The organism is Massilia sp. 05N420 (assembly GCF_056397205.1).
Genome location: NZ_JBFTMX010000023.1, coordinates 40,657 through 65,396, shown reverse-complemented (window position 1 = coordinate 65,396; position 24,740 = coordinate 40,657). Strand labels below are relative to the sequence as shown.

Annotated in this window: 21 protein-coding genes and 1 tRNA gene; 11 read left to right on the top strand and 11 right to left on the bottom strand. The window is 66.6% G+C overall.

Annotated features, from left to right (window positions below):
* The first annotated feature begins 2 nt into the window (after positions 1 to 2).
* The 7 genes from AC1DIX_RS16420 (at position 3) to AC1DIX_RS16390 (ending at position 8,343) form a co-directional block, all read left to right on the top strand.
* A complete protein-coding gene (locus AC1DIX_RS16420; protein WP_442124516.1) occupies positions 3 to 974 on the top strand; it encodes a tripartite tricarboxylate transporter substrate binding protein in 972 nt (323 codons plus the stop codon).
* Between the two features lie 26 nt (positions 975 to 1,000).
* The gene (locus AC1DIX_RS16415) at positions 1,001 to 2,092 is read left to right on the top strand and encodes an ABC transporter substrate-binding protein (RefSeq protein ID WP_442124517.1); all 1,092 of its coding nucleotides are present in this window, start codon (positions 1,001 to 1,003) and stop codon (positions 2,090 to 2,092) included.
* Between the two features lie 96 nt (positions 2,093 to 2,188).
* Positions 2,189 to 4,003 carry an ABC transporter permease gene (locus tag AC1DIX_RS16410; RefSeq protein WP_477325759.1) on the top strand — a complete coding sequence of 605 codons (1,815 nt, stop codon included), beginning with the start codon at positions 2,189 to 2,191 and terminating at the stop codon, positions 4,001 to 4,003.
* A 32-nt stretch (positions 4,004 to 4,035) separates the two neighbouring features.
* Positions 4,036 to 5,103 carry an ABC transporter ATP-binding protein gene (locus tag AC1DIX_RS16405; protein WP_477325757.1) on the top strand — a complete coding sequence of 356 codons (1,068 nt, stop codon included), beginning with the start codon at positions 4,036 to 4,038 and terminating at the stop codon, positions 5,101 to 5,103.
* A complete protein-coding gene (locus tag AC1DIX_RS16400; protein WP_477325755.1) occupies positions 5,091 to 6,164 on the top strand; it encodes an AbrB family transcriptional regulator in 1,074 nt (357 codons plus the stop codon). The genes AC1DIX_RS16405 and AC1DIX_RS16400 overlap by 13 nt, the downstream gene beginning before the upstream one ends.
* Before the next feature lie 146 nt (positions 6,165 to 6,310).
* The gene (locus AC1DIX_RS16395) at positions 6,311 to 8,206 is read left to right on the top strand and encodes an MFS transporter (protein ID WP_477325753.1); all 1,896 of its coding nucleotides are present in this window, start codon (positions 6,311 to 6,313) and stop codon (positions 8,204 to 8,206) included.
* Between the two features lie 60 nt (positions 8,207 to 8,266).
* Positions 8,267 to 8,343 (top strand) — tRNA-Pro (locus tag AC1DIX_RS16390).
* 359 nt (positions 8,344 to 8,702) lie between these two features.
* Here the strand turns inward: AC1DIX_RS16390 and AC1DIX_RS16385 are convergent.
* The gene (locus tag AC1DIX_RS16385; protein ID WP_477325751.1) at positions 8,703 to 9,674 is read right to left on the bottom strand and encodes an acyltransferase family protein; all 972 of its coding nucleotides are present in this window, start codon (positions 9,672 to 9,674) and stop codon (positions 8,703 to 8,705) included.
* Between the two features lie 366 nt (positions 9,675 to 10,040).
* Here AC1DIX_RS16385 and AC1DIX_RS16380 point away from each other — a divergent pair, with 366 nt between their 5' ends.
* The gene (locus tag AC1DIX_RS16380; protein ID WP_442124529.1) at positions 10,041 to 10,298 is read left to right on the top strand and encodes a hypothetical protein; all 258 of its coding nucleotides are present in this window, start codon (positions 10,041 to 10,043) and stop codon (positions 10,296 to 10,298) included.
* A gap of 26 nt (positions 10,299 to 10,324) precedes the next feature.
* Here AC1DIX_RS16380 and AC1DIX_RS16375 read toward each other — a convergent pair whose 3' ends face one another.
* The 6 genes from AC1DIX_RS16375 to AC1DIX_RS16350 form a co-directional block, all read right to left on the bottom strand.
* Complete coding sequence (locus tag AC1DIX_RS16375) at positions 10,325 to 13,453, bottom strand: efflux RND transporter permease subunit (protein ID WP_477325749.1); 3,129 nt, start codon at positions 13,451 to 13,453, stop codon at positions 10,325 to 10,327.
* A 10-nt stretch (positions 13,454 to 13,463) separates the two neighbouring features.
* Entirely contained in the window at positions 13,464 to 14,684 is a 1,221-nt protein-coding gene (locus AC1DIX_RS16370; RefSeq protein ID WP_477325747.1) for an efflux RND transporter periplasmic adaptor subunit, read from the bottom strand.
* 12 nt (positions 14,685 to 14,696) lie between these two features.
* Positions 14,697 to 15,947 (bottom strand): TolC family protein, encoded by a 1,251-nt coding sequence (locus tag AC1DIX_RS16365; protein ID WP_477325745.1) that lies wholly within the window; start codon positions 15,945 to 15,947, stop codon positions 14,697 to 14,699.
* Between the two features lie 83 nt (positions 15,948 to 16,030).
* Positions 16,031 to 16,396, bottom strand: coding sequence for a hypothetical protein (locus tag AC1DIX_RS16360; RefSeq protein ID WP_477325743.1), 366 nt, complete (start codon positions 16,394 to 16,396; stop codon positions 16,031 to 16,033).
* Positions 16,397 to 16,442: 46 nt separating this feature from the next.
* Positions 16,443 to 16,733 (bottom strand): hypothetical protein, encoded by a 291-nt coding sequence (locus tag AC1DIX_RS16355; RefSeq protein WP_442124534.1) that lies wholly within the window; start codon positions 16,731 to 16,733, stop codon positions 16,443 to 16,445.
* A 3-nt stretch (positions 16,734 to 16,736) separates the two neighbouring features.
* Positions 16,737 to 17,447 (bottom strand): S24 family peptidase, encoded by a 711-nt coding sequence (locus AC1DIX_RS16350; RefSeq protein WP_477325741.1) that lies wholly within the window; start codon positions 17,445 to 17,447, stop codon positions 16,737 to 16,739.
* Between the two features lie 117 nt (positions 17,448 to 17,564).
* Between AC1DIX_RS16350 and AC1DIX_RS16345 the strand changes: the two genes are divergently transcribed.
* Positions 17,565 to 17,975, top strand: a complete 411-nt coding sequence (locus AC1DIX_RS16345; protein WP_477325739.1) for a hypothetical protein — start codon at positions 17,565 to 17,567, stop codon at positions 17,973 to 17,975.
* 149 nt (positions 17,976 to 18,124) lie between these two features.
* Entirely contained in the window at positions 18,125 to 19,999 is a 1,875-nt protein-coding gene (gene ftsH, locus AC1DIX_RS16340; protein ID WP_477325772.1) for an ATP-dependent zinc metalloprotease FtsH, read from the top strand.
* Between the two features lie 14 nt (positions 20,000 to 20,013).
* On the opposite strand, the gene waaF is transcribed toward ftsH, so the two are convergent.
* From waaF to AC1DIX_RS16320, 4 genes are all read right to left on the bottom strand, one after another.
* Positions 20,014 to 21,147 carry a lipopolysaccharide heptosyltransferase II gene (gene waaF / locus AC1DIX_RS16335; RefSeq protein ID WP_477325737.1) on the bottom strand — a complete coding sequence of 378 codons (1,134 nt, stop codon included), beginning with the start codon at positions 21,145 to 21,147 and terminating at the stop codon, positions 20,014 to 20,016.
* On the bottom strand, positions 21,144 to 21,707 hold the full coding sequence (locus tag AC1DIX_RS16330) for a D-glycero-alpha-D-manno-heptose-1,7-bisphosphate 7-phosphatase (protein WP_477325735.1): 564 nt from the start codon (positions 21,705 to 21,707) through the stop codon (positions 21,144 to 21,146). The genes waaF and AC1DIX_RS16330 overlap by 4 nt, the downstream gene beginning before the upstream one ends.
* A gap of 172 nt (positions 21,708 to 21,879) precedes the next feature.
* Positions 21,880 to 22,833, bottom strand: a complete 954-nt coding sequence (locus AC1DIX_RS16325) for an IS1595 family transposase (protein ID WP_477325733.1) — start codon at positions 22,831 to 22,833, stop codon at positions 21,880 to 21,882.
* Positions 22,834 to 22,962: 129 nt separating this feature from the next.
* Positions 22,963 to 24,027, bottom strand: a complete 1,065-nt coding sequence (locus AC1DIX_RS16320; RefSeq protein ID WP_477325731.1) for a hypothetical protein — start codon at positions 24,025 to 24,027, stop codon at positions 22,963 to 22,965.
* A 325-nt stretch (positions 24,028 to 24,352) separates the two neighbouring features.
* Here AC1DIX_RS16320 and AC1DIX_RS16315 point away from each other — a divergent pair, with 325 nt between their 5' ends.
* Entirely contained in the window at positions 24,353 to 24,592 is a 240-nt protein-coding gene (locus AC1DIX_RS16315; RefSeq protein WP_047823953.1) for a KGG domain-containing protein, read from the top strand.
* The last annotated feature ends 148 nt before the right edge of the window (positions 24,593 to 24,740 follow it).

Below are 24,740 nucleotides of genomic sequence, written 5' to 3'. Positions count from 1 at the left end.
TCATGAAGACACTCAGAATCCTGATCGCCGCGGCCATGGTTAACTCCCTGGCTGCGGCCGCCATCCCGGCAATTGCCGCCGATGCCGAATGCGTGGTGCCGTCCAAGCCGGGCGGCGCCATGGACATCACCTGCAAGCTGGCCCAGAAAGCCCTGCAGGCGAGACCGAACGCGCCGAAGCTGAAGCTGAGCTATATGCCGGGCGGGATCGGCGCGGTTGCCTGGCACACGATGGAATCGCAGCGCCGCGCGGAACCCGACACCCTGGTCGCGTTCTCGGGCGGCTCGCTGCTCAATCTTGCGCAAGGCAAGTTCGGCAAGGCCACCGCGAACGACGTGCGCTGGGTCGCCGCCCTCGGCGCCGACTACGGCATGATCGCGGTACGCGCCGATTCGCCCTACCACAAGCTGGGCGACCTGGTCGATGCCCTGAAGAGCGACCCGGCCAAGGTCCTGATCGGCATGTCCGGCACCATCGGCAGCCAGGACTGGATCAAGATGGCGCTGCTGGCGCGCCAGGCCGGGGTCGACCCCAGGCAGCTGCGCTTCGTCGCCCTGGAAGGCGGCGGCGAAGAGTTCACCGCGATGCAAGCCGACTACGTGCAGGTGATCTCAGGCGACACCTCCGAGGCCACGCTGTACGTCGACCCGCGCAAGATACGCGTGCTGGCGGTGCTGGCCGACCATCGCCTGCCGGGCGTGCTGTCCAAGGTGCCGACCGCGCGCGAGCAGGGCTACGACGTGGTCTGGCCCATCATCCGCGGCCTGTGGATGGGGCCGGGGGTCTCGGATGCCGATTACCGGCGCTGGGTCCAGGCTTTCGAGCACATCGAGACCGACCCCGGTTTCGCGAAGATGCGCGCGGAAGCGGGCCTGCATCCCTTCTCGCTGACCGGCGATGCGCTGAGCAACTATATCAAACAGGCTGTAGCCGACTATAACCGGCAGGCCAGGCAGTTCAACCTGGTCCGCTGAGCAGACCAATAAATCAAGGAGACGACATGCATTTCACCAAGACCCTCATCGCCGCCGCCGTAACCGTGCTGGCGGCTCCGCTGGCCCTGGCCCAGGTGCCGGCCGGCTATCCCGCCAACTACCAGCAACTGGTCGACGGCGCCAAGAAGGAAGCCAAGCTGGTGATCTACGGCGCCACCGACAGCAAGGCCGCCCAGCCGCTGATCAAGGATTTCAATGCCCTCTACCCGGGCATCTCGGTCGAGTACAACGACATGAACTCGACCGAAGTGTACAACCGCTTCATCTCCGAGAACGCGGCCGGCGGCGACACCGCCGACGTGCTGTGGTCCTCGGCGATGGACTTGCAGATGAAGCTGGCCGCCGGCGGCTACGCGATGCCCTACAAATCGGTCGAAGCGTCCAAGATCCCGGGCTGGGCCGTGTGGAAAGACACCGCCTACGGCACCACCTTCGAGCCGGCCGCCTTCGTCTACAACAAGCGCCTGGTGAGCGAAGCGGAAGTCCCGCATACCCATGCCGAATTCGTGAGCCTCATCAGCAAGCCGAAGTTCCAGGACAAGGTCACCACCTACGACATCGAGAAGTCCGGTGTCGGCTTCATGTTCATGACCCAGGACGAGCATGACTTCCCGCAGTTCAAGCAGCTGGAGCAGGCTTTCGGCACCGCCAAGGTGCGCGTGCAGTCCTCGACCGGCACCATGCTCGAGCGTATCTCGTCGGGCGAGAACCTGATCGGCTACAACGTACTGGGCTCCTACGCCCTGGTGCGCGCCAAGACCGACCCCTCGCTGGGCGTGGTGCTGCCGAAGGACTACACCCTGGTGATTTCGCGCGTCCACTTCATCAACAAGGCCGCCAAGCACCCGAACGCCGCCAAGCTGTGGACCGACTACATCCTGTCGCAGCGCGGCCAGACCGTCATCGCCAACGGCTCCAAGCTGTATGCGATCCGTTCGGACGTCACCGGCGAGACCACGTCGAGCGACCTGATCAAGATGGTGGGCGAGAAGAACATCAAGCCGCTGCCGGTCAACCCGAGCGTCGCGGAATACCTGGATCCGGCGATCCGCATGGCCTTCCTGAAGGAGTGGAAAGCCACCGCCGGCAAGAAGTAAGTGTCGAAGGCGGGGCGCGGCTGCGCTCCGCCTGCCGGGCAGCGCCATGCGCACTGCTCTGTGTTACCGGTTTCACCCTCCCGATCGGATCTCATCATGCCTACCTTTTCCCTGCCGGGCGCACGCGCGAAGTCCGGCGCCGCGCATGACGCTGCGGCCGCCCGCAAGCCGCGCCTGAACTGGACCCGTGCCATCGTCGTCCTGCTCACCTGCCTGGCGATCTTCCTGCCGCTGTTCCTGGTGTTCTACCAGAGCGTACTGTCGGCACCTTTCTTCATGCCCGACAAGGTGCTCGGGCTGGACGCCTTCCGCTTCATCTTCGACGACAGCGATTTCTGGCTGGCCTTCAAGAACGGCATGCTGCTGGCCTCGGGCCTGGCCGCCATCGCCGTGCCGCTGGGCGGCATGCTGGCCTTCCTGATGGTGCGCACCGACCTGCCGGGCCGCAGCTGGATCGCGCCGGTGCTGCTGGTGCCGATCTTCGTGTCGCCGATGGTGATGGGCTTCGGCTATGTGGTGTCGATGGGACCGGTCGGTTTCTACACTACCTGGGTGCACCAGCTGCTGGGCGTCATTCCTTGGAACGTGTATTCCTTTCCCAGCATCGTCGTGATCGCCGGCCTGACCCACGTGCCGCACGTCTACCTGTACGCGTCGTCGGCGCTGAAGAGCCTGGGCTCGGACGTCGAGGAAGCCGCGCGCGTCTCCGGCGCCTCGCCGTGGCAGGTGATGCTCAACGTCTCGCTGCCGATGATCATGCCGGCCCTGGCCTATGCCGGCGTGCTGGTGTTCTTCCTCGGCTTCGAGGTGTTCGGCCTGGTGCTGGTGCTGGGCGATCCGGAAGGCCACCTGGTGCTGGCCACCTACCTGTATAAGCTGACCAACAAGCTGGGCACCCCGTCCTACCACCTGATGGCGGCGGTGGCCGTGTGCCTGGTGGCGGTGACCATGCCGCTGGTGATGCTGCAGCGCTGGCTGCTGAAGTCCGCCAACAAATACGTGTCGATCAAGGGCAAGGGCGCCCGCCAGAAGCCGCTCCCGCTGGGCAAATGGAAATGGGTGGCGCTGGCCGTGCTGGGCGCCTGGATCCTGGTCACCGTGGTGCTGCCGCTGTCCGGCATCGTGCTGCGTTCCTTCGTCCAGTACTGGGGCGAGGGCGTGAACCTGGCCGACGTGCTGACCCTGCAGCACTTCCGCGACATCTGGGAACAGCCGTCGCTGGTGCGCGGCATCGTCAACACCATCCTGATCGGCGTGATCGGCGGCGGCCTGGCCGTGCTGTGCTACACCGCGATCGCCCTGGCCATGCACCGCAAGCCGGACGGCGTGACCCGCCTGCTCGACTACAGCGTGCTGGTGCCGCGTGCGGTGCCGGGCCTGCTGGCCGGCCTGTCCTTCCTGTGGGTCTTCCTGTTCGTGCCGAGCTGGCTGGACGGCTTCCTGCACAACTTCGACAACGACGTGGCGCGCTGGCTGTCCGCACACTTCATCCCGCAACTGCGCCAGGTCCGCTCCACCATCTTCGCGCTGTGGCTGGCCTATTCGGTGGTGTGGCTGGCCTACGGCATGCGCCTGATCTCGACCTCGCTGCTGCAGGTGGGACCGGAACTGGAAGAGGCGGCCCGCGCGGCCGGCGCCAGCCGCGGCCGCGTCACCCGCGACGTCACCATCCCGCTGATCAAGTTCGGCATGCTGGGCGGCTGGCTGATGGTGTTCCTGATCTTCGAACGCGAATACTCGACCGGCGTGTACCTGCTCTCGCCGGGCACCGAAGTGATCGGCGCGATGCTGGTGTCGCTGTGGGCCGGCGGTTCGACCGACCTGGTGGCGGCGCTGTCCTTCATCAACATCACGCTCGTGGCCATCGGCCTGGGCATTGCGCTGCGCTTCGGCGTCAAGCTGCACAACTAAGCACCATGACTAACGAATTGCGAGACCTCACCATGAACGTTTTGACCGTCAACGACCTGCACCTCGACTACGGCAGCGGCGCCACCGCCAACCCGATCCTGAAAGGCGTGTCGATGCACCTGCAGCGCGGCGAAGTGGTGGCCCTGCTGGGCCCATCGGGCAGCGGCAAGACCACGCTGCTGCGCGCCGTCGCCGGCCTCGAGAGCCCGAAGTCGGGCACCATCGACATTGGCGAGCGCCGTGTCTTCGACGGCAGCAGGAAGCTGGAGCTGCCGGCCGAGGCGCGCAGCCTGGGCCTGGTGTTCCAGTCCTATGCGCTGTGGCCGCACAAGACCGTGTTCGACAACGTCGCCTACGGCCTCAAGCTGCGCAAGACGCCGGCGCGCGAGATCGAGGCGACGGTGAATGAAGTGCTGTCCCAGCTCGGCCTCGGCCACCTGGGCGCGCGCTTCCCGCACCAGCTGTCCGGCGGCCAGCAGCAGCGCGTGGCGATCGCCCGCGCCCTGGTCTACAACCCGCCCGTGATCCTGCTGGACGAGCCGCTGTCGAACCTGGACGCCAAGCTGCGCGAAGAAGCGCGCGCCTTCCTGCGCGAGCTGATCGTGCGCCTGGGCCTGTCGGCCCTGATGGTGACCCACGACCAGGCCGAGGCGATGGCGATCTCGGACCGCATCCTGCTGCTCAACAACGGCAAGATCGAGCAGCAGGGCACGCCGCAATCGATGTACGAGTCGCCCGACACCCTGTTCACCGCCGAGTTCATGGGCAGTAACAACCGCCTGCCGGCGCGCGTGGTGTCGCGCAACGGCGAGGCGGCCCGCCTGCAGGTCGAAGGCATGGCGCTGAACGCCACCGCGCGCGGCGCCGGCAGCGAGGCCGCCGAGGCTGCGGCCCTGATCCGCGTCGAGGAAGTGCGCATCGGCCGCCAGCCGGTGGAGAACGGCATCCAGCTGCCGCTGTCGACCTGCATGTACCTGGGCGACCGCTGGGAGTGCCTGTTCAAGCAGGGCTCGTCCAGCGTGCGCGCCTATTCCAAGCACCGCATCGACCCGGGCCAGTACTGGCTCGAGATGCCGGCCGAGAAGCTGTGGGTGTTTTAAAAGGCACGCTGCGGACTTTCCTGCCAGCGCTGCTGCTGGCCTTCGGCGCAGCCGAAGCCTGCATCGCGCTCGACACCCCGCTGCCGTGGATGATCGGGCCGCTGTTTTCGACCGCGCTGGCCTGCATGCTGGGCGCCCGCCTCGGCGCCCCGGTGCAGGCGCGCGAGGCAGGGCAGTGGGCCATCGGCACCGCGCTCGGCCTCTACTTCAGCGCCCCGGTGCTGGCCGCGCTGGGCCGCAACCTGCCGTGGATCGCGCTGGCGGTGGTCTTCGCGATCTGCCTGGGCATGCTGGGAGGCGCCATGCTGCGCCGCCTGTCCGGCAGCGACGAAGCCACCGCCTTCTTCGCGATGGCGGTTGGCGGCGCCTCCGAGATGGCGGTGCAGGGCGAGCGCCACGGCGCCGTGGTCGAACGCGTGGCCGCCGCCCACAGCCTGCGCATCATGATGGTGGTCGGCACGATTCCCTTCGCGGTGCGCTGGTGGAGCAGCCATGGCTGGGGCGCGGGGCTGGACATGTTCGTGCCGCTCGCCGCCAGCGTCCACCTCGGCGGCCTGCTGGTGCTGATCGCGCTGACGTCGGCCGCCGCGCTGCTGCTCAAGCGCCTGCAGGTGCCGAACGCCTGGGTGATCGGCCCGCTGCTGGTGGCGCTGCTGCTGACCGCGGCCGGTATCCAGCTGTCGCGCCTGCCCGAGTGGATGATCCGCGCCGGCCAGCTCTTCATCGGCGTCTCGCTGGGCACGCGCTTCACGCCGCGTTTCGTGCACACGGCGCCGCGCTACCTGGCCAGCGTGGCCCTGTGCACCGTCTGCACCATGCTGCTGGCCGCGGTATTCGCGCTGTGCGTGGCCGAGGTGACCGACCTGCATCCCGGCACCATGCTGCTGGCGACTTCGCCGGGCGGCATCGCCGAGATGTCGCTGACGGCGCGCGTGCTGCACCTGGGGGTGCCGGTGGTGACGGCCTTCCACGTGTCGCGCATGGTGGTCGTGGTGCTGGCGATCGGGCCGCTATACCGGACCTGGGCGCGCTTGCGCGGGGCTGCCGCGAGTGACGTCTGATGCTGCTTTGCGTCGATGATGTTGCGTATTTTCGGTAGGATAGTATCGATTTACGCGACTATGCCTAGTGTTTGGCAACATCGTGTATTCAAGTCCGGAGTTGTGCGGTAGATTACGCATCTCTCACAACACCGCGACCCGACCGCATGAGCCACTCCAGCCATCCCAGCCAATTCGCCTTGCTGACCCAGCGCCGGTTCGGTCCCTTCTTCTGGACCCAGTTCCTTGGTGCCTTCAACGACAACCTGTTCAAGACCGCGCTGCTGGTCGTGCTGACCTACGACGCGCTGTCCTGGACCACGCTGCCGCCGGCCATCCTCAACAACCTGATCCCCGGCCTGTTCATCCTGCCTTACGTCGTGTTCTCGGCGACCGCCGGCCAGATTGCCGACAAGGTCGAGAAGGGCAGGCTGGCGCGCTGGGTCAAGCTGCTCGAGATCGGCATCATGGCGCTGGCGGCCGTCGGCTGGTGGACGCATACGCTGTGGCTCCTGATCGCGGCGGTGGCGGGCATGGGCGTGCACTCGACCCTGTTCGGCCCCGTCAAATACGCCTACCTGCCGCAGCACCTGAAGCCGGAAGAGCTGGTGGGCGGCAATGGCGTGATCGAGATGGGGACTTTCGTCGGCATCCTGCTGGGCGAGGTGATGGGCGCGGTACTGGCCGGCCACGGCACCCTGGGCATCCACCTGGTGGCCATCGGCACGCTGCTGGTCGCCGTGCTGGGCCTGGCCACCAGCTGGCGCATTCCCGCTTCGCCGGCGCCGGCGCCGGACCTCGTCATCAGCCGCAACCCGATCGCCGAGTCGCTGCGCAATATCGGCTACTCGCGCCAGAACCGCACGGTGTTCCTGTCCATGCTCGGCAATTCCTGGTTCTGGTTCTACGGCGCGCTGGTGCTGTCGCAGTTCCCGCTGTACGCCAAGGACTACCTGCACGGCGACCACAGCGTGTTCGTGCTGCTGCTGACCATCTTCTCGCTGGGGATCGGCGCCGGCTCGCTGCTGTGCGAGAAGCTCTCGGGCCGCAAGGTCGAGATCGGCCTGGTGCCCTTCGGCGCGATCGGCCTGTCGCTGTTCGGCATCGACCTGTACTTCGCCAGCCTGGGTTACGCCAACACCACCACGGTCGACTTCATCGGGCTGCTGCACCAGGCCGGTACGCTGCGCATCCTGGCCGACGTGCTGCTGCTGGGCGTGTTCGGCGGCTTCTTCATCGTGCCGTTGTTCGCGCTGATCCAGACCCGCTGCGATCCGAAGCACGTCTCGCGCACCATCGCCGGCATGAACATCCTGAACGCGCTGTTCATGGTGGCGGCGGCCGGCGTCGCCGTGTTCCTGTACAAGCAGGGCTTCTCGATTCCCCAGATGTTCCTGACCACGGCGCTGCTGAATGCGGTGGTGGCCATCTACATCTTCTCGCTGGTGCCGGAATTCCTGATGCGCTTCCTGGCCTGGCTGCTGATCCACACCATTCATCGCGTCTCGACGGTGGACACCGACCGCATCCCGGAAGAGGGCGCGGCGGTCCTGGTCTGCAACCACGTGAGCTACGTCGACGCCATCGTGATCATGGCCGCCAGCCCGCGCCCGATCCGCTTCGTGATGGACCACCGCATCTTCAGGACGCCGCTGCTGGGCTTCATCTTCCGCACCGCGAAGGCGATCCCGATCGCACCAAGCAAGGAAGACCCGTGGCTGATGGAAAAGGCCTTCGTCGACATCGCCCAAGCCCTGCACGAAGGCGAGCTGGTCTGCATTTTCCCGGAAGGCAAGCTGACGCGGGACGGCGAGATCGGCGAGTTCCGCGGCGGCGTCGCCAAGATCATCGAGCGCAGCAAGGTGCCGGTGATCCCGATGGCGCTGCGCGGCCTGTGGGGCAGCCTGTTCTCGCGCGATCCGTCGAACGTGTTCGAGCGCTCGTTCTCGCGCGGCTGGCGTTCACGGCTGGCGCTGGCGGTGGGCCGGCCGGTGCCGCCGCAGGAGGTGACGCCGGAGGGGCTGTACGACGAGGTACTGGCGCTGCGCGGCGACTGGAAATAGATGCTGTGTGACAAAAAGCTTAACCCTTGCGTCGGGCTCTGATATAATTGCAGGCCGAGTCGGGGCGTAGCGCAGCCTGGTAGCGTACCTGCATGGGGTGCAGGTGGTCGGAGGTTCGAATCCTCTCGCCCCGACCAATAGAATCAAGAACTTACAGCAAAAGCTGTACAGATCAACAGCACTGTATATCAGATGTTCATCTGATATCGAAAGAAGAAAAAGCCGCCATTGAGCGGCTTTTTTGTTGCCTGTGCTGCACATTTGGGCAGGCTCACCGGCCACCTGCTTGGTGACCGCACCATGGCGGCATGACGCCCCTGAACCAACCTTGATTACCGCCAGCCAGATCGAGCCGACCGTGGTCCCGCTGCCTTTGATCACCTAACTGGGGGCATCCGTCATGCTGGCTGTCAGCGAAGTGCCGGCGGAGGTGGCGGCGCGAGTCCTAATGCTACCGCTAGACGGCGCCGGGTTTGTTGTTCGGATCTGACTGTGTTTATAAGATGAAGGGCGCGCGCTTGCTTACCTTGATCAGCACAAACGAGGAAAGTGCGGCAGCAACGACGACTATCGCTGTCATGGCAGTGCCGTGATTCCCAAGCACTGGTTGAATTCCGAGGATGATAAGCACGTGCACTAAGTAAATGCCGGTCGAGTAGCGCGATAATTCTTTGCTGTTGACCTTTATTTCCATTTTCATGAAAAGCGCGAACACTGCTGGGCATAGAATGGAAAGCGAAACGAGGTTATCGAATCCGGAGTCTGCTGGCGCCATCCAGAAGTTGAAAAGCGCTTCGCTAAACAGTAGAATAATTCCGACTACCACCGCGACCGTGGCCATCCACAAATTGATGCGGTCGAGCACCTGATGCTTATTCATCAGATAACCGGCGCAGAAGAACGGGAACGAGAAAAGCAGGAAGTTCCTGTGAGGCCAGCTGAGACTGAGGATCGTTGCCAGATGGTCCTGGCCGAGCAGGTGGTACGAACCCAGGTACTGTACGGCGGCCCCGACCACGAATGCACTAGCGGCAGACGTCACGGCAAAAGTGCTGCTCAGCCGCGCAACCATGATCATTAAAACTGCCGCGCCAATCATTCCCGCCAAATACCATAAGTGGTAATAGCCGAAGAATAAGGTGTGCAGAAAATTGATCGCTATTGAGCGCGCCCCACCTGATAATCCAAACAGCCAAACTGGGGAATATACTGTCATCCAAAATATGTAGAGGTAGATTACCCGCTTGAACCAAATGGCTGTGCCACCCGTGGTCGAGCTCCGATAAAAAAAGTATCCGTTGATCAGAAGAAAAACCGGCACTGCAATTCTAAAAAGGCCGTTCGCGGTTAGATAAGCGGCAATGGGACTTATGTCGGTAAGGAAGCCTGCGTGCATGCCGACCACCATAAATGCCATAGCAATCTTTAAAACGTCCAACGCGCCATTTCTAACCAAAATTATCTCCATAAGTTGATTTCTGCTACGCCGCCACGTTGTTATGGCGACTTGAGAGTATGTTGCTTCGCGGCCATTTTATCAACCGAATAGGGTGGAGATGCGACGGTCGTATCGCCCCCGCGACGATTTCGTCTCGGTGATCACTTTGCGTACTACGACGCCGGCCAAATCGACATCGTTTCGCCGCTACTCGGCGGGGTCGGGGCACTGGCCTGCGGGACCGATTGCTACTGGACGAGCAAAGATGTGTGGTTCTGGCCGCTGAAGTAGGGACGGAGAATCGATGAGACAGGCCAGCCTTCGGCCTGGCCTTTTTCGTTTCCGGAATACCGGCGTAGAGCGTGCTAGGATTGCCTTTCACGCAAAGGAACCGCCATGGAAACCCAAGACGCCAACACCGCCGTGTACCGCGACCACACCATCCTCATCCATTCCTCCGGCAAACCTGGCGACGCCCTGACGGACGCCTTCATGATCCTGGAGCCGACCACGAACCCGATGTTCACGCGAACCCTGCACGAACATCCGCGTGACCAGATCAAGACCTACGCCACGGAAGCCGAAGCAAGGGAAGCGGCAATGAAGCTGGCGCGCGCCTGGATCGATGCCCGGCTGGACAAGCATCCCCAATAGGATGGCAAAGCGCGCGCCGCCGCCTGCTACGATTTTCCGTTGGTACTCCGATACGCCCAGGTATAGAGCGCCGGCAGGATCAGCAGAGTCAGCGCCGTCGACGACAGAATCCCGCCAATCACCACCGTCGCCAGCGGCCGCTGCACCTCGGCCCCGGTGCTGGTCGCCAGCGCCATCGGCACGAAGCCAAGCGAGGCCACCAGCGCCGTCATCAGTACCGCCCTCAGCCTCACCTCCGCGCCTTCGCGCATCGCCTGCTCGGGCCCGTACCCCTGCTCGCGCAGAGAGCGCACGAAGGAGATCATCACCAGCCCGTTCAGCACCGCGACCCCGGACAGCGCGATGAACCCGACCGCCGCCGAAATCGACAGCGGCAGCCCGCGCAGCCACAGCGCCAGCACGCCGCCGCTCATCGCGAAGGGGATCCCGCTGAACACCAGCAGTCCATCCTTGACGCTGTTGAACATCAGGTAGAGCAGGGCGAACACCAGCGCCAGCGCGGCCGGGATCACGATGGCCAGGCGTGTTGATGCCGCCTGCAGATTCTCGAACTGCCCGCCTAAACCGAGCCACACGCCCGGCGGCAGCTTCACGGTGCCCAGACGAGACTGAAGCTCGCCGACGAACGATCCCAGGTCGCGCCCGCGCACGTTGGCGGTGACGACGATGCGGCGCTTGCCGTTTTCGCGGCTGATCTGGTTCGCTTCCGGCACGAAGCGCAAGGTGGCGATTTCGGACAGCGGAATGCTGCCCGCGCGGCCATCCCGGGCCGGCAGCGCGATCGGCAGCTGGCGCAGGCTGTCGATGTCGTTGCGTGTACCTTCCGGCAGGCGCACGGTGATGGCGAAGCGGCGGTCGCCTTCGAACACCATGCCAATCTCGCGTCCGCCCACCAGGGTGCCGAAGGCTTCCTGGACGTCGGCCACGTTCAGGCCGTAGCGCGCGGCCTTGATGCGGTCCACCGTCAGGGTCAGCGCCGGCAGCCCCTCGAGCTGTTCCATCCTGACCTCGGCCGCGCCGCCCACCTTGCCGAGCACCTGGGCGACCTGCTGGGCGGTGGCCGTCATCGCCGCGGTGTCGTCGCCGAAGACCTTCACCGCGACGTCGCTGCGCACGCCGGAGATGAGTTCGTTGAAGCGCAGCTGGATCGGCTGCGAGAACTCGTAGTTACTCCCCGGGATCGCGTTAGCGGCTTCCGTGACCGCCGCCACCAGTTCCGCATGCGACTTGCGCGGCTTCGGCCAGTCCTTTTCCGGCCGCAGGATGATGTAGCTATCGGCGGCGTTCGGTGGCATCGGGTCGGTCGCCACTTCCGAGGTGCCGATGCGCGCGAACATGCGCTCGATTTCCGGGAACTGCTTCAGCAGGCTGGCTTCGAGATGCTGCTGCATCCGCACCGACTGCTGCAGGCTGGTGCCCGGAATGCGCATGGTCAGCACCGCCAGGTCGCCTTCGTCCAGGTTGGGCGCGAACTCGGTGCCCAGCCGGGTCGCAAGCAATCCCGACAGCAGGACGCTCAAGGCAGCGAAGGTCAGCGCCACCGGCCGGTTGCGCAGGGTCCAGTCGAGCAGCGGCCGATACCAGTCCCGGGCCTGGTCCATCAGCCTGTTCTCGTGCCTGCCTGAGTGCTTGCCGACGAAGAGGGCGACCGCGGCCGGCACGAAGCTCACCGACAGCAGCATCGCCGCCGCCAGCGCCATCACCACCGTGATCGCCATCGGATGGAACATCTTCCCTTCGACGCCGGACAGGGCGAAGATCGGCAGGTAGACCGTCATGATGATCAGCTGGCCGAACAGCAGCGGACGGCGCGCTTCGGCCGCGGCTTCCGCAACGACGGCAAAGCGCTCCTCGCGTGTCAGGTCGCGGCCGGCGGCATCCCGCGCCAGGCCCAGGCGGCGGATGCAGTTCTCGACGATGACCACGGCGCCGTCGACGATGATGCCGAAGTCGAGGGCGCCCAGGCTCATCAGGTTGGCGCTGACGCCGGCCTTGACCATGCCAGTGAAGACCATCAGCATCGACAGCGGAATCACCAGCGCCGTCACCAGGGCGGCGCGCAGGTTGCCGAGGAAGAGGAAGAGGATGGCGACCACCAGCAGGGCGCCCTCGACCAGGTTCTTGCGCACCGTGGCGATGGCCTTGTTGACCAGCACCGAGCGGTCGTAGACGGGCAGGGCTTGCACGCCAGGCGGCAGCGAGCGGCTGACGTCGGCCAGCTTGCGGCGCGCGTTTTCGGCCACCGCCCGGCTGTTCTCGCCGATCAGCATGAAGACGGCGCCGAGCACGACTTCGCGGCCGTTCTCGGTCGCGGCGCCGGTGCGCAGTTCGCGTCCGGGGATGACGTCGGCGACGTCGCGCACGCGGATCGGCGCGCCCTGCACGACGTCGAGCACGATGTTGCGGATCTCTTCGAGGGACTTCACCTGACCCGGCGTGCGTACCACGAACTGTTCGCCACCGCGTTCGATGTAGCCGGCGCCCGCATTCACGTTGTTGCGATCGATGGCGTTGACCAGCGTGGCCAGCGACAGGCCGTGGGCCGACAGCCTGGCCATGTCGGGCGCCACCTGGTATTCCTTCAGATAGCCGCCGATGGTGTTGACCTCGGTGACGCCGGCCACGCCGCGCAGCTGCGGCGCCACGATCCAGTCCTGGATTTCGCGCAGGTCGGCTGGTGTATAGGGGCTGCCGTCCGGCTTGCGGGCCTCGTCCGTGGCTTCGACGGTCCAGTAGAAGATCTCGCCCAGGCCGGTGGCGGTCGGCCCCATCGCCGGTTCCACGCCGGCCGGCAGCGCGGCTTTCGCCTGCTGCAGTCTTTCGCCCACGAGCTGGCGCGCGAAATAGATGTCGGTGCCTTCCTTGAACACCACGGTCACCTGCGACAGTCCGTACTTCGACAGCGACCGGGTCTGCTCGAGCCTGGGCAGGCCGTTCATCGCGGTCTCGATGGGGAAGGTGATGCGCTGCTCGACTTCGAGCGGCGAGTAGCCGGCGGCGCCGGTGTTGATCTGGACCTGGACGTTGGTGATGTCCGGGACCGCGTCGATTGGCAGGCGCTGGTAGTTGTAGACGCCCAGGCCGGCCAGGCCGAGCACGGCGAACAGGATCAGCCAGCGCCGTGCGATGGCGAATTCGATGAGTTTCTGGAACATGTGGCCTCGCTCAGTCGTCGTGTTCGGCCTCGGCCTTGCCGAGGTCCGCCTTGAGCAGGAAGCTGCCGCCCGCCGCGTAGGCGGCGCCGGACAGCAATCCCTTCACGATCTCGGTGCGCTTGCCATCCGAGCGTCCGAGCGTGACGTCCTGGGCGCGAAAACCCCCGGCGGTGCGCACGAAGACGACGTCGTGTTCGTGGATGGTCTGGATGGCGTCGCTGGCGACCGTCACCGCGGCATGCGCCGGGGTGCCGAGCAGGTCGACCGTGGCCAGCATGCCCGGCCGCAGCTTCAGTCCGCGGTTGGGCAGCGTGATCCTGGCGGTGGCCATGCGTGTGGCTTCGCCCAGCACCGGGCCGACGAAGGAGACGGCGCCGTCGAGCGCCTCGCCCAGGCCGTTGACGCTGACCTTGGCCGGCATGCCAGTCCCGATCTGCGCCAGGCTGTCGGCGGGGACGGCTGCTTCGATCCATACCTGCGAGAGGTCGGCGATGGTCATGAGCGGCTTGCCGCCATCGACAGCTTGTCCGGCGACGGCCGGCTTCTCGATCACCACGCCGTCCAGCGGCGCACGCACGGTGACGATGCTCGACACGCCGGCATCAAGCGCGATGCCGAGCGCCTGCAGCCGCTGGCGCGCGGCCTGGGCGGCAATTCCGGCTTCGTTCAGCGCCGACTGCGCGGCGTCGAGGTCCTGGCGGGCGGAGACGCCTTCTTCCCACAGGGTTTTCTCGCGCTGCCAGGTGGTCCTCGCCAGTTTCTCGCGCTCCAGCGCGCTGCCCAATTCGGCGCGCCACTGGGCCACCGCCGGGCTCCGGATGGTGGCGAGTGCCTGACCGCGCTTGACCGCGGCGCCGGGCGATACCAGCACCGACTGCACGATGCCTTCGGCCGGCGCGGCCAGGGCCACGCTACGTTCGGCGTCGACGCGGATCTGGGCCGGCAGGTGCAGCCGCTCCCGGATCGTGGATGGCCCTGCGGGCTCGATGGCGATGCCGTTGGCCCTGATCTGCGCCTCCGTCATCGCCATGCTGCGCTCGTCGGCCGCATCTTCCGCTTGCGTGTTCTCGTCCGGGTGGCGGTCGTCATGGCCGTGTGAGTCCTGGTGGCCGGCATGTTCTCCGACGGCCTGCGCGGCGGGCGAGGAAGGCTGCCGCCACAGCAGCAGGGCGGCAAGGATGGCGGCGATCGCGCACATTGTCCCGATCGTCAGTTTCTGTTTCTTTGTCATGGCTAGGACTCTCTATTCGTTGGATTCGGCGGGGCCGGCGATGCGCTCGATCTCGGCCAGGGCGCGCCAGGCTTCGAGGGTGCTGTTCCAGCGGCGGGACTGCGCCTGGAACCAGGTGCGCTGCGCATCCAGCACGTCGAGGAAGGAAGACTTGCCGTGCTCGAAGCCCTTCAGGGTCAGCTCGTAGGCGGACAGCGCCTGCGGGACCACGTCCTGCCGCAGCAGCACGGCCTCGTTCCGGGCGGTCTCGTAGCGCGCGTGCGCGGCCGCCAGCGCCGCCGCGGTGGCGGTTTCGGCGGCGGCCAGTTCGTCCCTGGCCCGGTCGCTGCGCCGCAGGGCCGCGCGCAGCGCATCCTCGTTGCGGTTGAACAGCGGCAGCGGCAGTGACAGGCCGAGCACCGCCTGGCGCCGGCCGGCCTGCTCGTCGCGCTGGGTGCCGACCGACACCGTGAGGTCGGGGATGCGGGCCGCGCGTTCCACCTGCGCCTGGGCTTCCTGCACCGCCAGCTGGCCGCGCGCGCGGCGGATGCTGCCGGCCTCGCCGGCGCGCGCCCGCAGCGCCGCCAGCGCTTCGGGCGCGGGAAGTTCATCGGGCGCTTGCGCGAGCACGAGGGCATCTGCCGGCTGGCCGGTGAGTGCGGACAGTCTGGCTCTGGCGACGGCCAGCGCGGCCGTCGCCTGTTGCAGGTCGGCGGTGGCGTCGAGCGCGGCCAGGCGCGCCTTGGTCTCGTCGATCGGCGAGACCTTGCCGGCGGCGACCCGCTTGCCGGCGACCTCGGCGCTGCGCCGCGCCAGCGCGGCCAGGGCCTCCGCCAGTTCCTTCTTGCGTTCCGCCACCATGGCTTCGTGGAAGCCGGCGATGACGTCGGCGCGGACGTCCAGGCGCCGGGCTCTCAGCTCGCTGTCGGCCAGCTGGAGGGCGCCCCGAGCCAAGGCGACGCGGGCCTGGCGCTTGCCGCCCAGTTCCAGTGGCTGGTTGAGCTGGACGGTGGTGGTGCGGTTGCCGGCCTCCTGGCCTTCGCGCAGGATCTGCAGCTCGGGATTCGGCAGGCGGCCGGCCTGGGCGCTGGCGGCTTCGGCCGCCGCCAGTTCATGGCCGGCCGCGCGCACGCCGGGCAGGGCGAGCGCCAGCCGGATGGCGGCCGGTAGGTCGATGGGGGCGATGCCGGACGACGCCGCCCGCACCGGTTCGGCAGCGCCGCAGCGCCACGCCAGTGCGGATGCGACGACCAGCACCGCCAATCGTTTCGATGGGGTGTTCATTCGTGCTCCTGAAGGTGGATGGTTTCAGGCGCGCGTGAGCGTGCGAGCCCTGTGGCTCGACGTATGGGGAATCCGCGCGCTGTTCAAGCGGCGGACAGCCACTTCGGCCGTTCGAAACGGTCCGCCGGTGGCGAAGTCGGGAAGAGGGGGATGAAGGCGACGGCCTGGCTTGCATGTGGCCCGGCGGGCGTCACGAGCAGGTCGGTCGGAATGCAGGAACTGTGGCCGAAGCTGCAGGCCGGGCAGTGAGGGTCGGATACGCCGGAGGCGTCGTCGCCGGCCACGAAGGCCGATGCGGCCCGGGCTTCGCCGGCGCCTCGATCCTCGCTGTGGTGGGTCACGCCGGTGGAAGTCGTCACGCAGCACTTGTCCGCCACTGCCAGCGCAAGCTGGAATGGATAGACGAGCAACAGGATGATGAGGACCCAGCGGCGCATGGACGTCATCATACCGGCTGCCGTGCGATCCGGCCAGACGCGCCCTCATGCATCGGCGCTAGAAAGGCGGCGCTTCGTCGGGCGCCGCCGGCGGCTGGTCGAGGTCGATCTCGAAGCGCACCAGCCCATCGAGCTCGGCCCCTTCGACCAGGGCCTGGGCCTGGAAGGCCGCATGCGCGCGGAGCCCATGCGGCTGGCGCGATACGAGCATCACCGGCAGCGCCGGAAAGTGCGGCTGCAGCCGCGCCAGCAACGCATCGCCGATGCCAGGCACGACCCATGCGGGAGGCGGGAAGGCCAGCGCCACCCGCACTCCTTTCAGCACCGCCAGCGCGACCTCGATCTTCATGACTCAGATCCGGTCGCTTTCCTTGCGCACCACGCGCCCGATCACCAGGCATTCCGCACCCTTGCACAGCTTGCGGTGGTAGCGCCGCTGGTCCGGATTGTCCGAGGTCAGCCACCACTGGCCGGCGTCGCGCGCCAGGCGCTTGACCACCGCTTCGCCCTCGTAGTTGAAGGCATACACGGCGCCGTCGACCGGCTTGGTGTCCAGGGTGTTGACGATCACGATGTCGTCCTCGTACAGCGAGGGCTCCATGCTCTCTCCCTTGACCAGGATGGCGATCAGGTGCTCGGGACGCAGCTGGTGGCGCTCGATCCAGGAACGGCGCAGGCCGAGGGTGCCGCCGTCGCGGCGCTCCGGCTCGGTCTGGAAACCGGTGATGCCGGCCGACAGGCGCAGCTTGACCATCTCGATCTGGACGAAGTCGGCGTCGTCGTTGGAAGCGGCGTGGACCGGCAGCACGTTCCCGATGCCATGCAGCGGCGCGTGGCGGGGATCGCCTTCGCCGGTCATCAGCCAGATGTGGGAAAACCCGAGTTCGCGTTCGAGGTTCAGCGCATAGCGGATATCCATCGACTTGATCCTTCCGGTCAGCCACTGGTTGACGACACTCTTGGACGCGCCGGAAGCCTTGACCAGGCCGGTCTGGCCGCGCTCGCCCTCCAGCTGAGGCAGGTGGCGATGGATGGTAAGAAGGCGATCTGCGAGAGAGTTCATGTTTAGCATCCTAAACTCGATAGGTTTAGTATTCTTGACTTGGATCAGTTTAGAGTTCTATACTTGTATCAAATACTAAACCTTTGCAAGGCAAACATCAACCACTGGAGACCCGCCATGCACGCGATCACCTTTCTCGAGCTCGCCGCTGTTCCGTTTGCCGCCGGCCTGGCGGCTACCGGCCTCGGCTTCCTGTTGCTGTCGCCAAAGTCGGGCCGTGAGGCGGTCGCGCGCTTTGCCTGCACGCTGCTGGCCTGTACGGTCGCCGGGCCCTTCCTGGCGATCGCCGCCTATTGCTGGTGGCCGGCCCTGTTCGCCTCGGCGGGGCAGGCCGCGGTGCTGGCCGGCGCACCGGCCGAGCTCGGCGTGCTGCTGGCGGCGGCGCCCTTCCTGGTGCTGGCCGGCCTGCCGGCCTGGTGGCTCCTCGGCGCACTGCTGCTGTGGTTCGAGCGGCGCCGCAGCAAGGACATCGCCGAGATCGCGCACGATGCCGCCGAGGCCGTACGCCAGGTGCGCGACACGCTGTGAAGCAAGTAGGCTCGGATTTGAGTAATATCAAAGTCGTGAACGCCCCACAGGACACGGTGTCATTGCGCGGTACAGCCGCCGGGGGAAGACGCGTGGACAGCAAAGCCGGGARGGACAGCGACAGCAAGCCTGACGACAAGAGCGGAGCGATCCGCCCCTTGCTCTGGTATTGGCTGTTCGGGCTGCTGCTGTTCACGCTGTCGCAGTCGCTGTTCGAGATGATGACGACATCGCCGCTGGCCTATAGCGAATTCAAGCAGCTCCTGCACAGCGGCAAGGTCAAGGAAGCCACGCTGTCCGACACCACGGTTGCCGGCACACTCGAGCAGAGCGGGCTGGACGCCGTGCTGCCGAAGCAGCGCCTCGACGCCATCAAGTGCGGCGCGGATGGCGGCTGCCCCTTCACGACCGTCCGCGTGAGCGACCCCGATCTGGTCAAGGACCTGGATGCGGCCAAGGTGCGCTATACCGGCAAGCAGAACAGCGAGTGGCTGTCGACCCTGCTGTCCTGGATGCTGCCCATCCTGCTGCTGTTCTGGCTGTGGAGCGCCATGCTGAAGCGCGGCGGCATGACGGCCGGGCTGTTCGACATCGCCAAGAGCCGCGCCCGGGTCCATATGCAGAGCAAGACCGGGATCAGCTTCAGCGACGTCGCCGGCGCCGACGAGGCCAGGGAAGAGCTGATGGAGATCGTCGAATTCCTGAAGAACCCGCAGCGCTACCGCCGCCTCGGCGGACGCATCCCGAAAGGCGTGCTGATCGTCGGCGCGCCCGGCACCGGCAAGACCCTGCTGGCCAAGGCCGTGGCCGGCGAGGCCGGGGTGCCCTTCTTTTCGATCAGCGGCTCGGAATTCGTCGAGATGTTCGTCGGCGTCGGCGCGGCGCGCGTGCGCGACCTGTTCGTGCAGGCGCAGAAGGTGGCGCCCTGCATCATCTTCATCGACGAGCTCGATGCGCTGGGCCGGGCGCGCGGCATCGCCGGCACCGTCGGCGGCTACAACGAGCAGGAGCAGACCCTGAACCAGCTATTGGTCGAGATGGACGGTTTCGACACAGCGAAGGGCGTGATCATCCTGGCCGCCACCAACCGTCCGGAGATCCTGGACCCGGCCCTGCTGCGCCCGGGGCGCTTCGACCGCCACGTCGCCCTCGATCGTCCCGACCTGCGCGGACGCCAGCAGATCCTGCAAGTCCATGCGAGGACGGTAGCGCTGGCCGACGACGTCGACCTCGGCCGCATCGCCGCGCGCACGCCCGGCCTGTCCGGCGCCGACCTCGCCAACCTGGTCAACGAGGCGGCCCTGCTGGCGGCGCGGCGCGACAAGGAGCGGGTCGACCGCAGCGACTTCGACGAGGCCATCGACCGCGTCATCGCCGGCCTCGAAAAGCGCTCGCGCCTGATCAATCCGCTCGAGAAGGAAACGGTGGCCTTCCACGAGGCCGGGCATGCGCTGGTGGCCGAGTTCCGCCGCCACGCCGACCGCGTGGCCAAGGTCTCGATCATTCCGCGTGGCATCGCCGCGCTCGGCTACACCCAGCAGCTGCCGACGGAGGACCGCTACCTGCTGCGCAAGAGCGAACTGCTGGACCGGATCGACGTCTACCTGGGCGGCCGGGTGGCGGAGGAACTGGTGTTCGGCGACGTCTCCACCGGCGCCCAGAACGACTTGCAGATGGCGACCGACCTGGCGCGCCACATGGTCACGCAGTACGGCATGAGCGAACAGCTGGGGCTGGCCACCTTCGAGCAGGCGGCGGGCAGCACCCTCTACGCCATGGCGCCGGGCCAGCGCAGGGAATATAGCGAGCGCACCGCGCGCCTGATCGACGCCGACATCGGCCGCCTGCTGTCCGAGGCGCACGAGCGCGTGCGCGCGACCCTGGGCGAGCGGCGCAAGTTGCTCGATGCGCTCGCCCATGCGTTGCTGGAAAAGGAAACCGTCGACCGCGAAGCCCTCGATGCGCTGCTGCGCCAGGAACAGCAGGCGGCGACGCCCAGGGAGCTGGTGCAGCGCCAGGGCTGAGCTCGCGCCGAATCCTAGCCACTATCGAGCCGGACCTCGGCTGCCTGCATGACGGGAGCGGGCCGGCGCGGCGCCAGCAATTCCAGCGCGGCCTCCACCACGCGCTCCGGTTCCACGCCCGCCAGGCAGGCATGATGGCCGGCCGGGCAGGTGCTCCTGAAGCAGAAGCGGCAGGACACGTCCTGGAACAGCACCCGGCTGCGCACCTTCCAGGGCGTGTGCTGGGGATTGGTCAGCGCATACAGGGCGACCACCGGGGTGCCGATCGCGGCCGCCACATGGGCCGGTCCGCTGTTGTTGGTCAGCGCCACGGCGGCCAGGCTCAGCGCCGCACCCAGCTCGCCCAGGCTCAGCTGGCCGGCCAGCGAATGCGTCGGCACGCCGCAGCCGGCACGGATATCCTCCACCAGTGCGGCATCGAGGGCGCCGCCGGTCAGCACCACCGGTAGTCCGGTGCGGCGCACCAGCAGGCCGAGGGCACGCGCCCAGTGGCCGGCCGGATAGCGGCGCGAAGCCGCGCTGGCGCCGGGGTGCAGCAACAGCCAGGGCCGGTCGGCATCGATACCCAGGCGCAACAGGCGTACGCGCACGGCGGCCAGGTCGGCGGCGCGCAGCGCGAAGGAGAGCGGCGGCGCTGCCGCTTGGCGCGGCACGCCGGCGCGGACCACCAGCTCGAGCTGGCGCTGCACCTCGTGGCGCACCATGCGCCGCGGTTCCGGATCCTCGACCCAGTCGCTCAGCAGGTGGTAGGGATTCTCGCGGCAGTGCGCCAGCCGCAGCGGGATGCCGGCCAGCCAGCACAGCATTGCCGCCGGCAGGGCGCTTTGCGTATAGGTCGTAAACACCACCGCGGCGTCGAAGCGGCGGRCGGCCAGTTTCGATGCCAGCGCCGTCAGGCCGGCGGGCCCGGCAGGAAGCTCGCTCTGCATCCAGGGCGCCGCGTGCACGATCGCCTCGTCGACCTCTGGAATGAAGGGCAGGGCCGCCGCGCCCGACGGCGAGGTCAGCAGGGTCAGGCTGCGTCCGGGGGCGGCGTCGCGCAGGGCCCGCATCGCCGGCGTGCACATCAGCACGTCGCCGAGGGCGTCCAGGCGCACGCAGAGGATGCGGCGAGCCTGCTGCCAGCACTGCAGCGGGTCCGGCTTCATGCGAGGTCTCCATGGCTGGCGATCAGCACCGCCGCCGCATACAGGTCGGGTGCCATGCGGGTCGGGATGCGGCGCGGGCCCAGCCGCCATTCGGTCTCGTTGCCGTTATCGAGGAGCAGCGTGCGGCAGCCGGCGCGGTTGCCGGCTTCGACGTCGTGCAGGATGTCGCCGATCATCCAGGAGGCGCGCAGGTCGACGCCGTGCTCGTGCGCCGCCTGCAGCAGCAGGCCGGGCAGGGGCTTGCGGCAGTGGCAGTCGCGGGCGTAGGCGGCGACGCTGCCTTCCGGATGGTGGGGGCAGTAATAAAAGCCGTCCAGGATGAGCCGTTCGCGGAACAGCAGGTCCTGCAGGCGGTCGTGGACGGTGCTCATTGCCGCTTCGCCGAAGCGTCCGAAGGCGATGCCGGTCTGGTTGGTGAGGACGAACAGCCGGTAGTCGAGCCGCGACAGCAGGCGCAGGGCCGTGCCGGCGCCACTGCACAGCGTGATGCGCCCGGGCTCGACCTTGTCGGGCAGGTCGTCGACCAGGGCGCCGTCCTTGTCCAGGAAGACTGCCTTCATGGCCAGGAGGCCTCACGCAGCAGGATGTTCAGGCGGCGCATGGCCTCCCCCCGTATGGATGATTTGAGCCGTTCGACTGTGCGCGGAACGGCAGGGTTCCCTTGGGGGCGGAGGGGCTGAATCTGAATCAAAAGAAAAGGCTGTGTTCCCGTTAATTCGGTGAGTGCGCCATTTAGCTGAGCTGGACGGCAGCTTGCAGCAAATGCCGGGGCGTCGTCAGCCGCCGCGCATCCAGCATGCGTTGCCAGCCCGAATAATTGATCAGGTAACGGCTTGCCACGCCGCGAAACCGCACCAGCCAGCTCTTGAACCGGCTATGCCAGCCGTTCACGTTTTGCACGTGGATCGCGCCGCGTGTGCGCTCTCCCGCCTGCACGTTCACCCACGCATGCGCGATACCTGAGCGCGCGGCAAAGCGGCGATAAGCGAGCGCGCCATCGCTGACCAGCAACACGTCGGCAGCGAGCACTGGCCGAAGACATCGATCCAGTTGAGCGGCGGTAACCTGGCCACGACCGGTGTGAAAATCGAGGGTCTGGCCGCCGCGGTCGCGGGCGACGAGCAGGCAGTCGTGCTGCTGGTTGATACCACGTCGCGCCGCCACGCCGCCGCGCTTTCTCGGCCGGCGCGTCAGCGTGCGCGACCCCTTCTGCGACTCGAGGCGATAGGTTTCATCGGCTTCGACGATGGCGGTAAGCGAGCTCGGCCGATCCCGCATGGCGCCAGGCACGAATCGGTGGCGCCAGCGGAAGCTGGTCGTGCGATCCACGCCGACGACACGCGCGGCGTCGCGGACCGTGCGCGACTCGAGCACGCATTGCAGGTAAGACAGCCAGCATGCCTTCTTGCGCAGGCGCGCGAGCGGTGTGCCCGTCAACGCGTTATGGCTGCGCCGGCAGCCGAGACATCGAAAACGCTGCAGGCCGCTCGCCTGGCCGCAGCGGTGTTTGCGGAGACAGCCACAATGCGGACATGGCCGTCCGGCGGCGGCTTGTTCGATCAGAGCGATGCACGCACCAGGGTGCGCGATGCTCGCGATCCATTCCCGCAGCCGAGCCACGTCCGGGGTAGCCAGGCTTGCCGCCGTTAACAAGCCGAACAGTTGATCGAAGGTCGGGCCCGGCATCGTCACTCCACATGAGTTAACTCGACAATGCGTATGACCCGCGCAACCCGTTTCAGTTCACATAATTAACGCGCACACAGCCAAAGAAAACGCGCCCCGGAGGGCGCGCTCTGGACCGGCTCTTTTACTTCAGGGCTTGCGTTTGAAGCCGGTGTCGTCGTCCATGTCCTGGTCGCCGGACAGGCGGTTGGCGTAGCCCGGGCTGCGCGGATAGCCGCCTGCGGCATCGTTGGACTGGTGCGCCGGTGGTCCGCCGTCGGCCGCGCCGGCGCCGGTCTGCGAGCCGCTGCGGTCGGTGCTGGTCACAGCGTTTTGGGCGCCGGTATTGCCCGGCGAGCGCGGCAGGCCGCCGGCCACGTCGTTCGATTCGTGCACGCCGCCGATGCTGGGGGCCTGGTTGGACATCGAGTGCGAGCCGGCCACGCCCAGCTGGGTATTGCCGCGCTGGGCTTCCTGGCCCGGCTCGTTCTCGTCCAGCCTGCCCTGGGCATTGCCCTGCGATCCGCTCAGCGGGCCGCGCATGCCGCCGCCGCTGCGGGTCGAGTTGTCGGACACGTACAGGCTGCTACCCTGCTGGCGGTTGCCGGTCGCGGAACCGGCGTTCAGGCTGGCCGGCGGGCTTTGCGGACCACGCATGCCGCCGCCGCTGGTACTGGTGTCCGAGGTTCCCTCGATCACCGAGCCCGACTGCATGCTGCCGTGGTAAGGTCCAAGCGAGCCGCCCTGCAGGTCCGGCTGGTTCGGGTTCTGCGAGGCCATCGTGCCACGGACCACGTCGCGGTGCATATCGCGCTGCTGCTTCAGATCGACACCCGTATCGTGTGGGCGATGTCCGACAGGCTCTTCCAGGATGCCGTAGGCGCCGGACTTCTGTTCCATCTGGCGCTGGTGGCTGTCGGTGATGCCTTGCACCGTGCCCGAGCCGCCGCTCATCTGGCTCTGCATCGAGCCCTCCGATGCCATCGACTGCCTGCAGCTGTCCGCCCGTTCAGCCTTGCCGCCGGCTTGTGGCGCCGGGCCGGCGCCCATGGTGTCGATGCCCTGGTTGCCCTGGTGCTGCACGCCCAGACCCTGCGGGTAGGTGTGGTCGAGCGGTCCGTCATCCGCGGTCTTGCCCTTCGAACCGGGCGTCCATTTTTCGTTGGCGAGGTTGTTTGTCTGGTTGTTGACTTCGCTGCGTTGGTTCGCGTCCATAGCCGACTCCTTTCAACTGGAACATGCATTCTCAGGACGATGATGCGCCCTTGATAAGACATTCAGTATAGGAAGAGACTGCGGGTGATTGTAGGACTAATACTGACGACCCCACCTCTTGAACATTTACTACTGGAAGTAGATTGCGGATGTGCATTTTCTGTCTCACATTGTCCTACAAAGTCATCTGAAAATGTCCTATACCCTCATCCATCATGCATGCCTAAGATGATTCCGACCGAGCACTCATCGGTGTCTGCCGAGAGCATCGGATTCGGCCTGCCGCAGGACGCGGCGGTTTCTAGAGCATTGAGGAGAAAGCATCATGGCTTCGAACAACCAGGGCAACAAACAGAGTGGCGGTACCAAAAACCGCGGTTTCGCATCGATGGATCCTGAACGTCAGCGCGAGATCGCCAGCCAGGGCGGCAAGGCCGCTCACCAGAAGGGCACGGCGCACGAGTTCACCTCGGAAGAGGCTCGTCGCGCAGGCAGCATGAGCCATGGCAATCGCCAATCGGCCTCGGGCTCGTCGCGCAGCTCGTCGCGCGGCAACAAACAGTAAGCAGCCGGTTCGGAGGACGGTGGCGGCGCCATCCCTTCCTGCCAGCAATCGACCGGGGAGCGCGAGCTCCCCGTTTTGTTTTTCTTTCACACAATTCGCGTATGGGATGCGGTAGAATCGCTGCGCCTTTTTGTCCAATCTCATAGGA

Coding starts and splice junctions, on each gene's coding strand:
- AC1DIX_RS16360 (WP_477325743.1), bottom strand. CDS start 16,396: ATGATGACGTCCATGCGCCGCTGGGTCCTCATCATCCTGTTGCTCGTC.
- AC1DIX_RS16375 (WP_477325749.1), bottom strand. CDS start 13,453: ATGTTCCAGAAACTCATCGAATTCGCCATCGCACGGCGCTGGCTGATC.
- AC1DIX_RS16370 (WP_477325747.1), bottom strand. CDS start 14,684: ATGACAAAGAAACAGAAACTGACGATCGGGACAATGTGCGCGATCGCC.
- AC1DIX_RS16345 (WP_477325739.1), top strand. CDS start 17,565: ATGCACGCGATCACCTTTCTCGAGCTCGCCGCTGTTCCGTTTGCCGCC.
- AC1DIX_RS16415 (WP_442124517.1), top strand. CDS start 1,001: ATGCATTTCACCAAGACCCTCATCGCCGCCGCCGTAACCGTGCTGGCG.
- AC1DIX_RS16395 (WP_477325753.1), top strand. CDS start 6,311: ATGAGCCACTCCAGCCATCCCAGCCAATTCGCCTTGCTGACCCAGCGC.
- AC1DIX_RS16385 (WP_477325751.1), bottom strand. CDS start 9,674: ATGGAGATAATTTTGGTTAGAAATGGCGCGTTGGACGTTTTAAAGATT.
- AC1DIX_RS16330 (WP_477325735.1), bottom strand. CDS start 21,707: ATGAAGGCAGTCTTCCTGGACAAGGACGGCGCCCTGGTCGACGACCTG.
- AC1DIX_RS16315 (WP_047823953.1), top strand. CDS start 24,353: ATGGCTTCGAACAACCAGGGCAACAAACAGAGTGGCGGTACCAAAAAC.
- AC1DIX_RS16405 (WP_477325757.1), top strand. CDS start 4,036: ATGAACGTTTTGACCGTCAACGACCTGCACCTCGACTACGGCAGCGGC.
- AC1DIX_RS16380 (WP_442124529.1), top strand. CDS start 10,041: ATGGAAACCCAAGACGCCAACACCGCCGTGTACCGCGACCACACCATC.
- AC1DIX_RS16410 (WP_477325759.1), top strand. CDS start 2,189: ATGCCTACCTTTTCCCTGCCGGGCGCACGCGCGAAGTCCGGCGCCGCG.
- AC1DIX_RS16355 (WP_442124534.1), bottom strand. CDS start 16,733: ATGAAGATCGAGGTCGCGCTGGCGGTGCTGAAAGGAGTGCGGGTGGCG.
- AC1DIX_RS16420 (WP_442124516.1), top strand. CDS start 3: ATGAAGACACTCAGAATCCTGATCGCCGCGGCCATGGTTAACTCCCTG.
- AC1DIX_RS16365 (WP_477325745.1), bottom strand. CDS start 15,947: ATGAACACCCCATCGAAACGATTGGCGGTGCTGGTCGTCGCATCCGCA.
- AC1DIX_RS16325 (WP_477325733.1), bottom strand. CDS start 22,833: ATGCCGGGCCCGACCTTCGATCAACTGTTCGGCTTGTTAACGGCGGCA.
- AC1DIX_RS16350 (WP_477325741.1), bottom strand. CDS start 17,447: ATGAACTCTCTCGCAGATCGCCTTCTTACCATCCATCGCCACCTGCCT.
- AC1DIX_RS16320 (WP_477325731.1), bottom strand. CDS start 24,027: ATGGACGCGAACCAACGCAGCGAAGTCAACAACCAGACAAACAACCTC.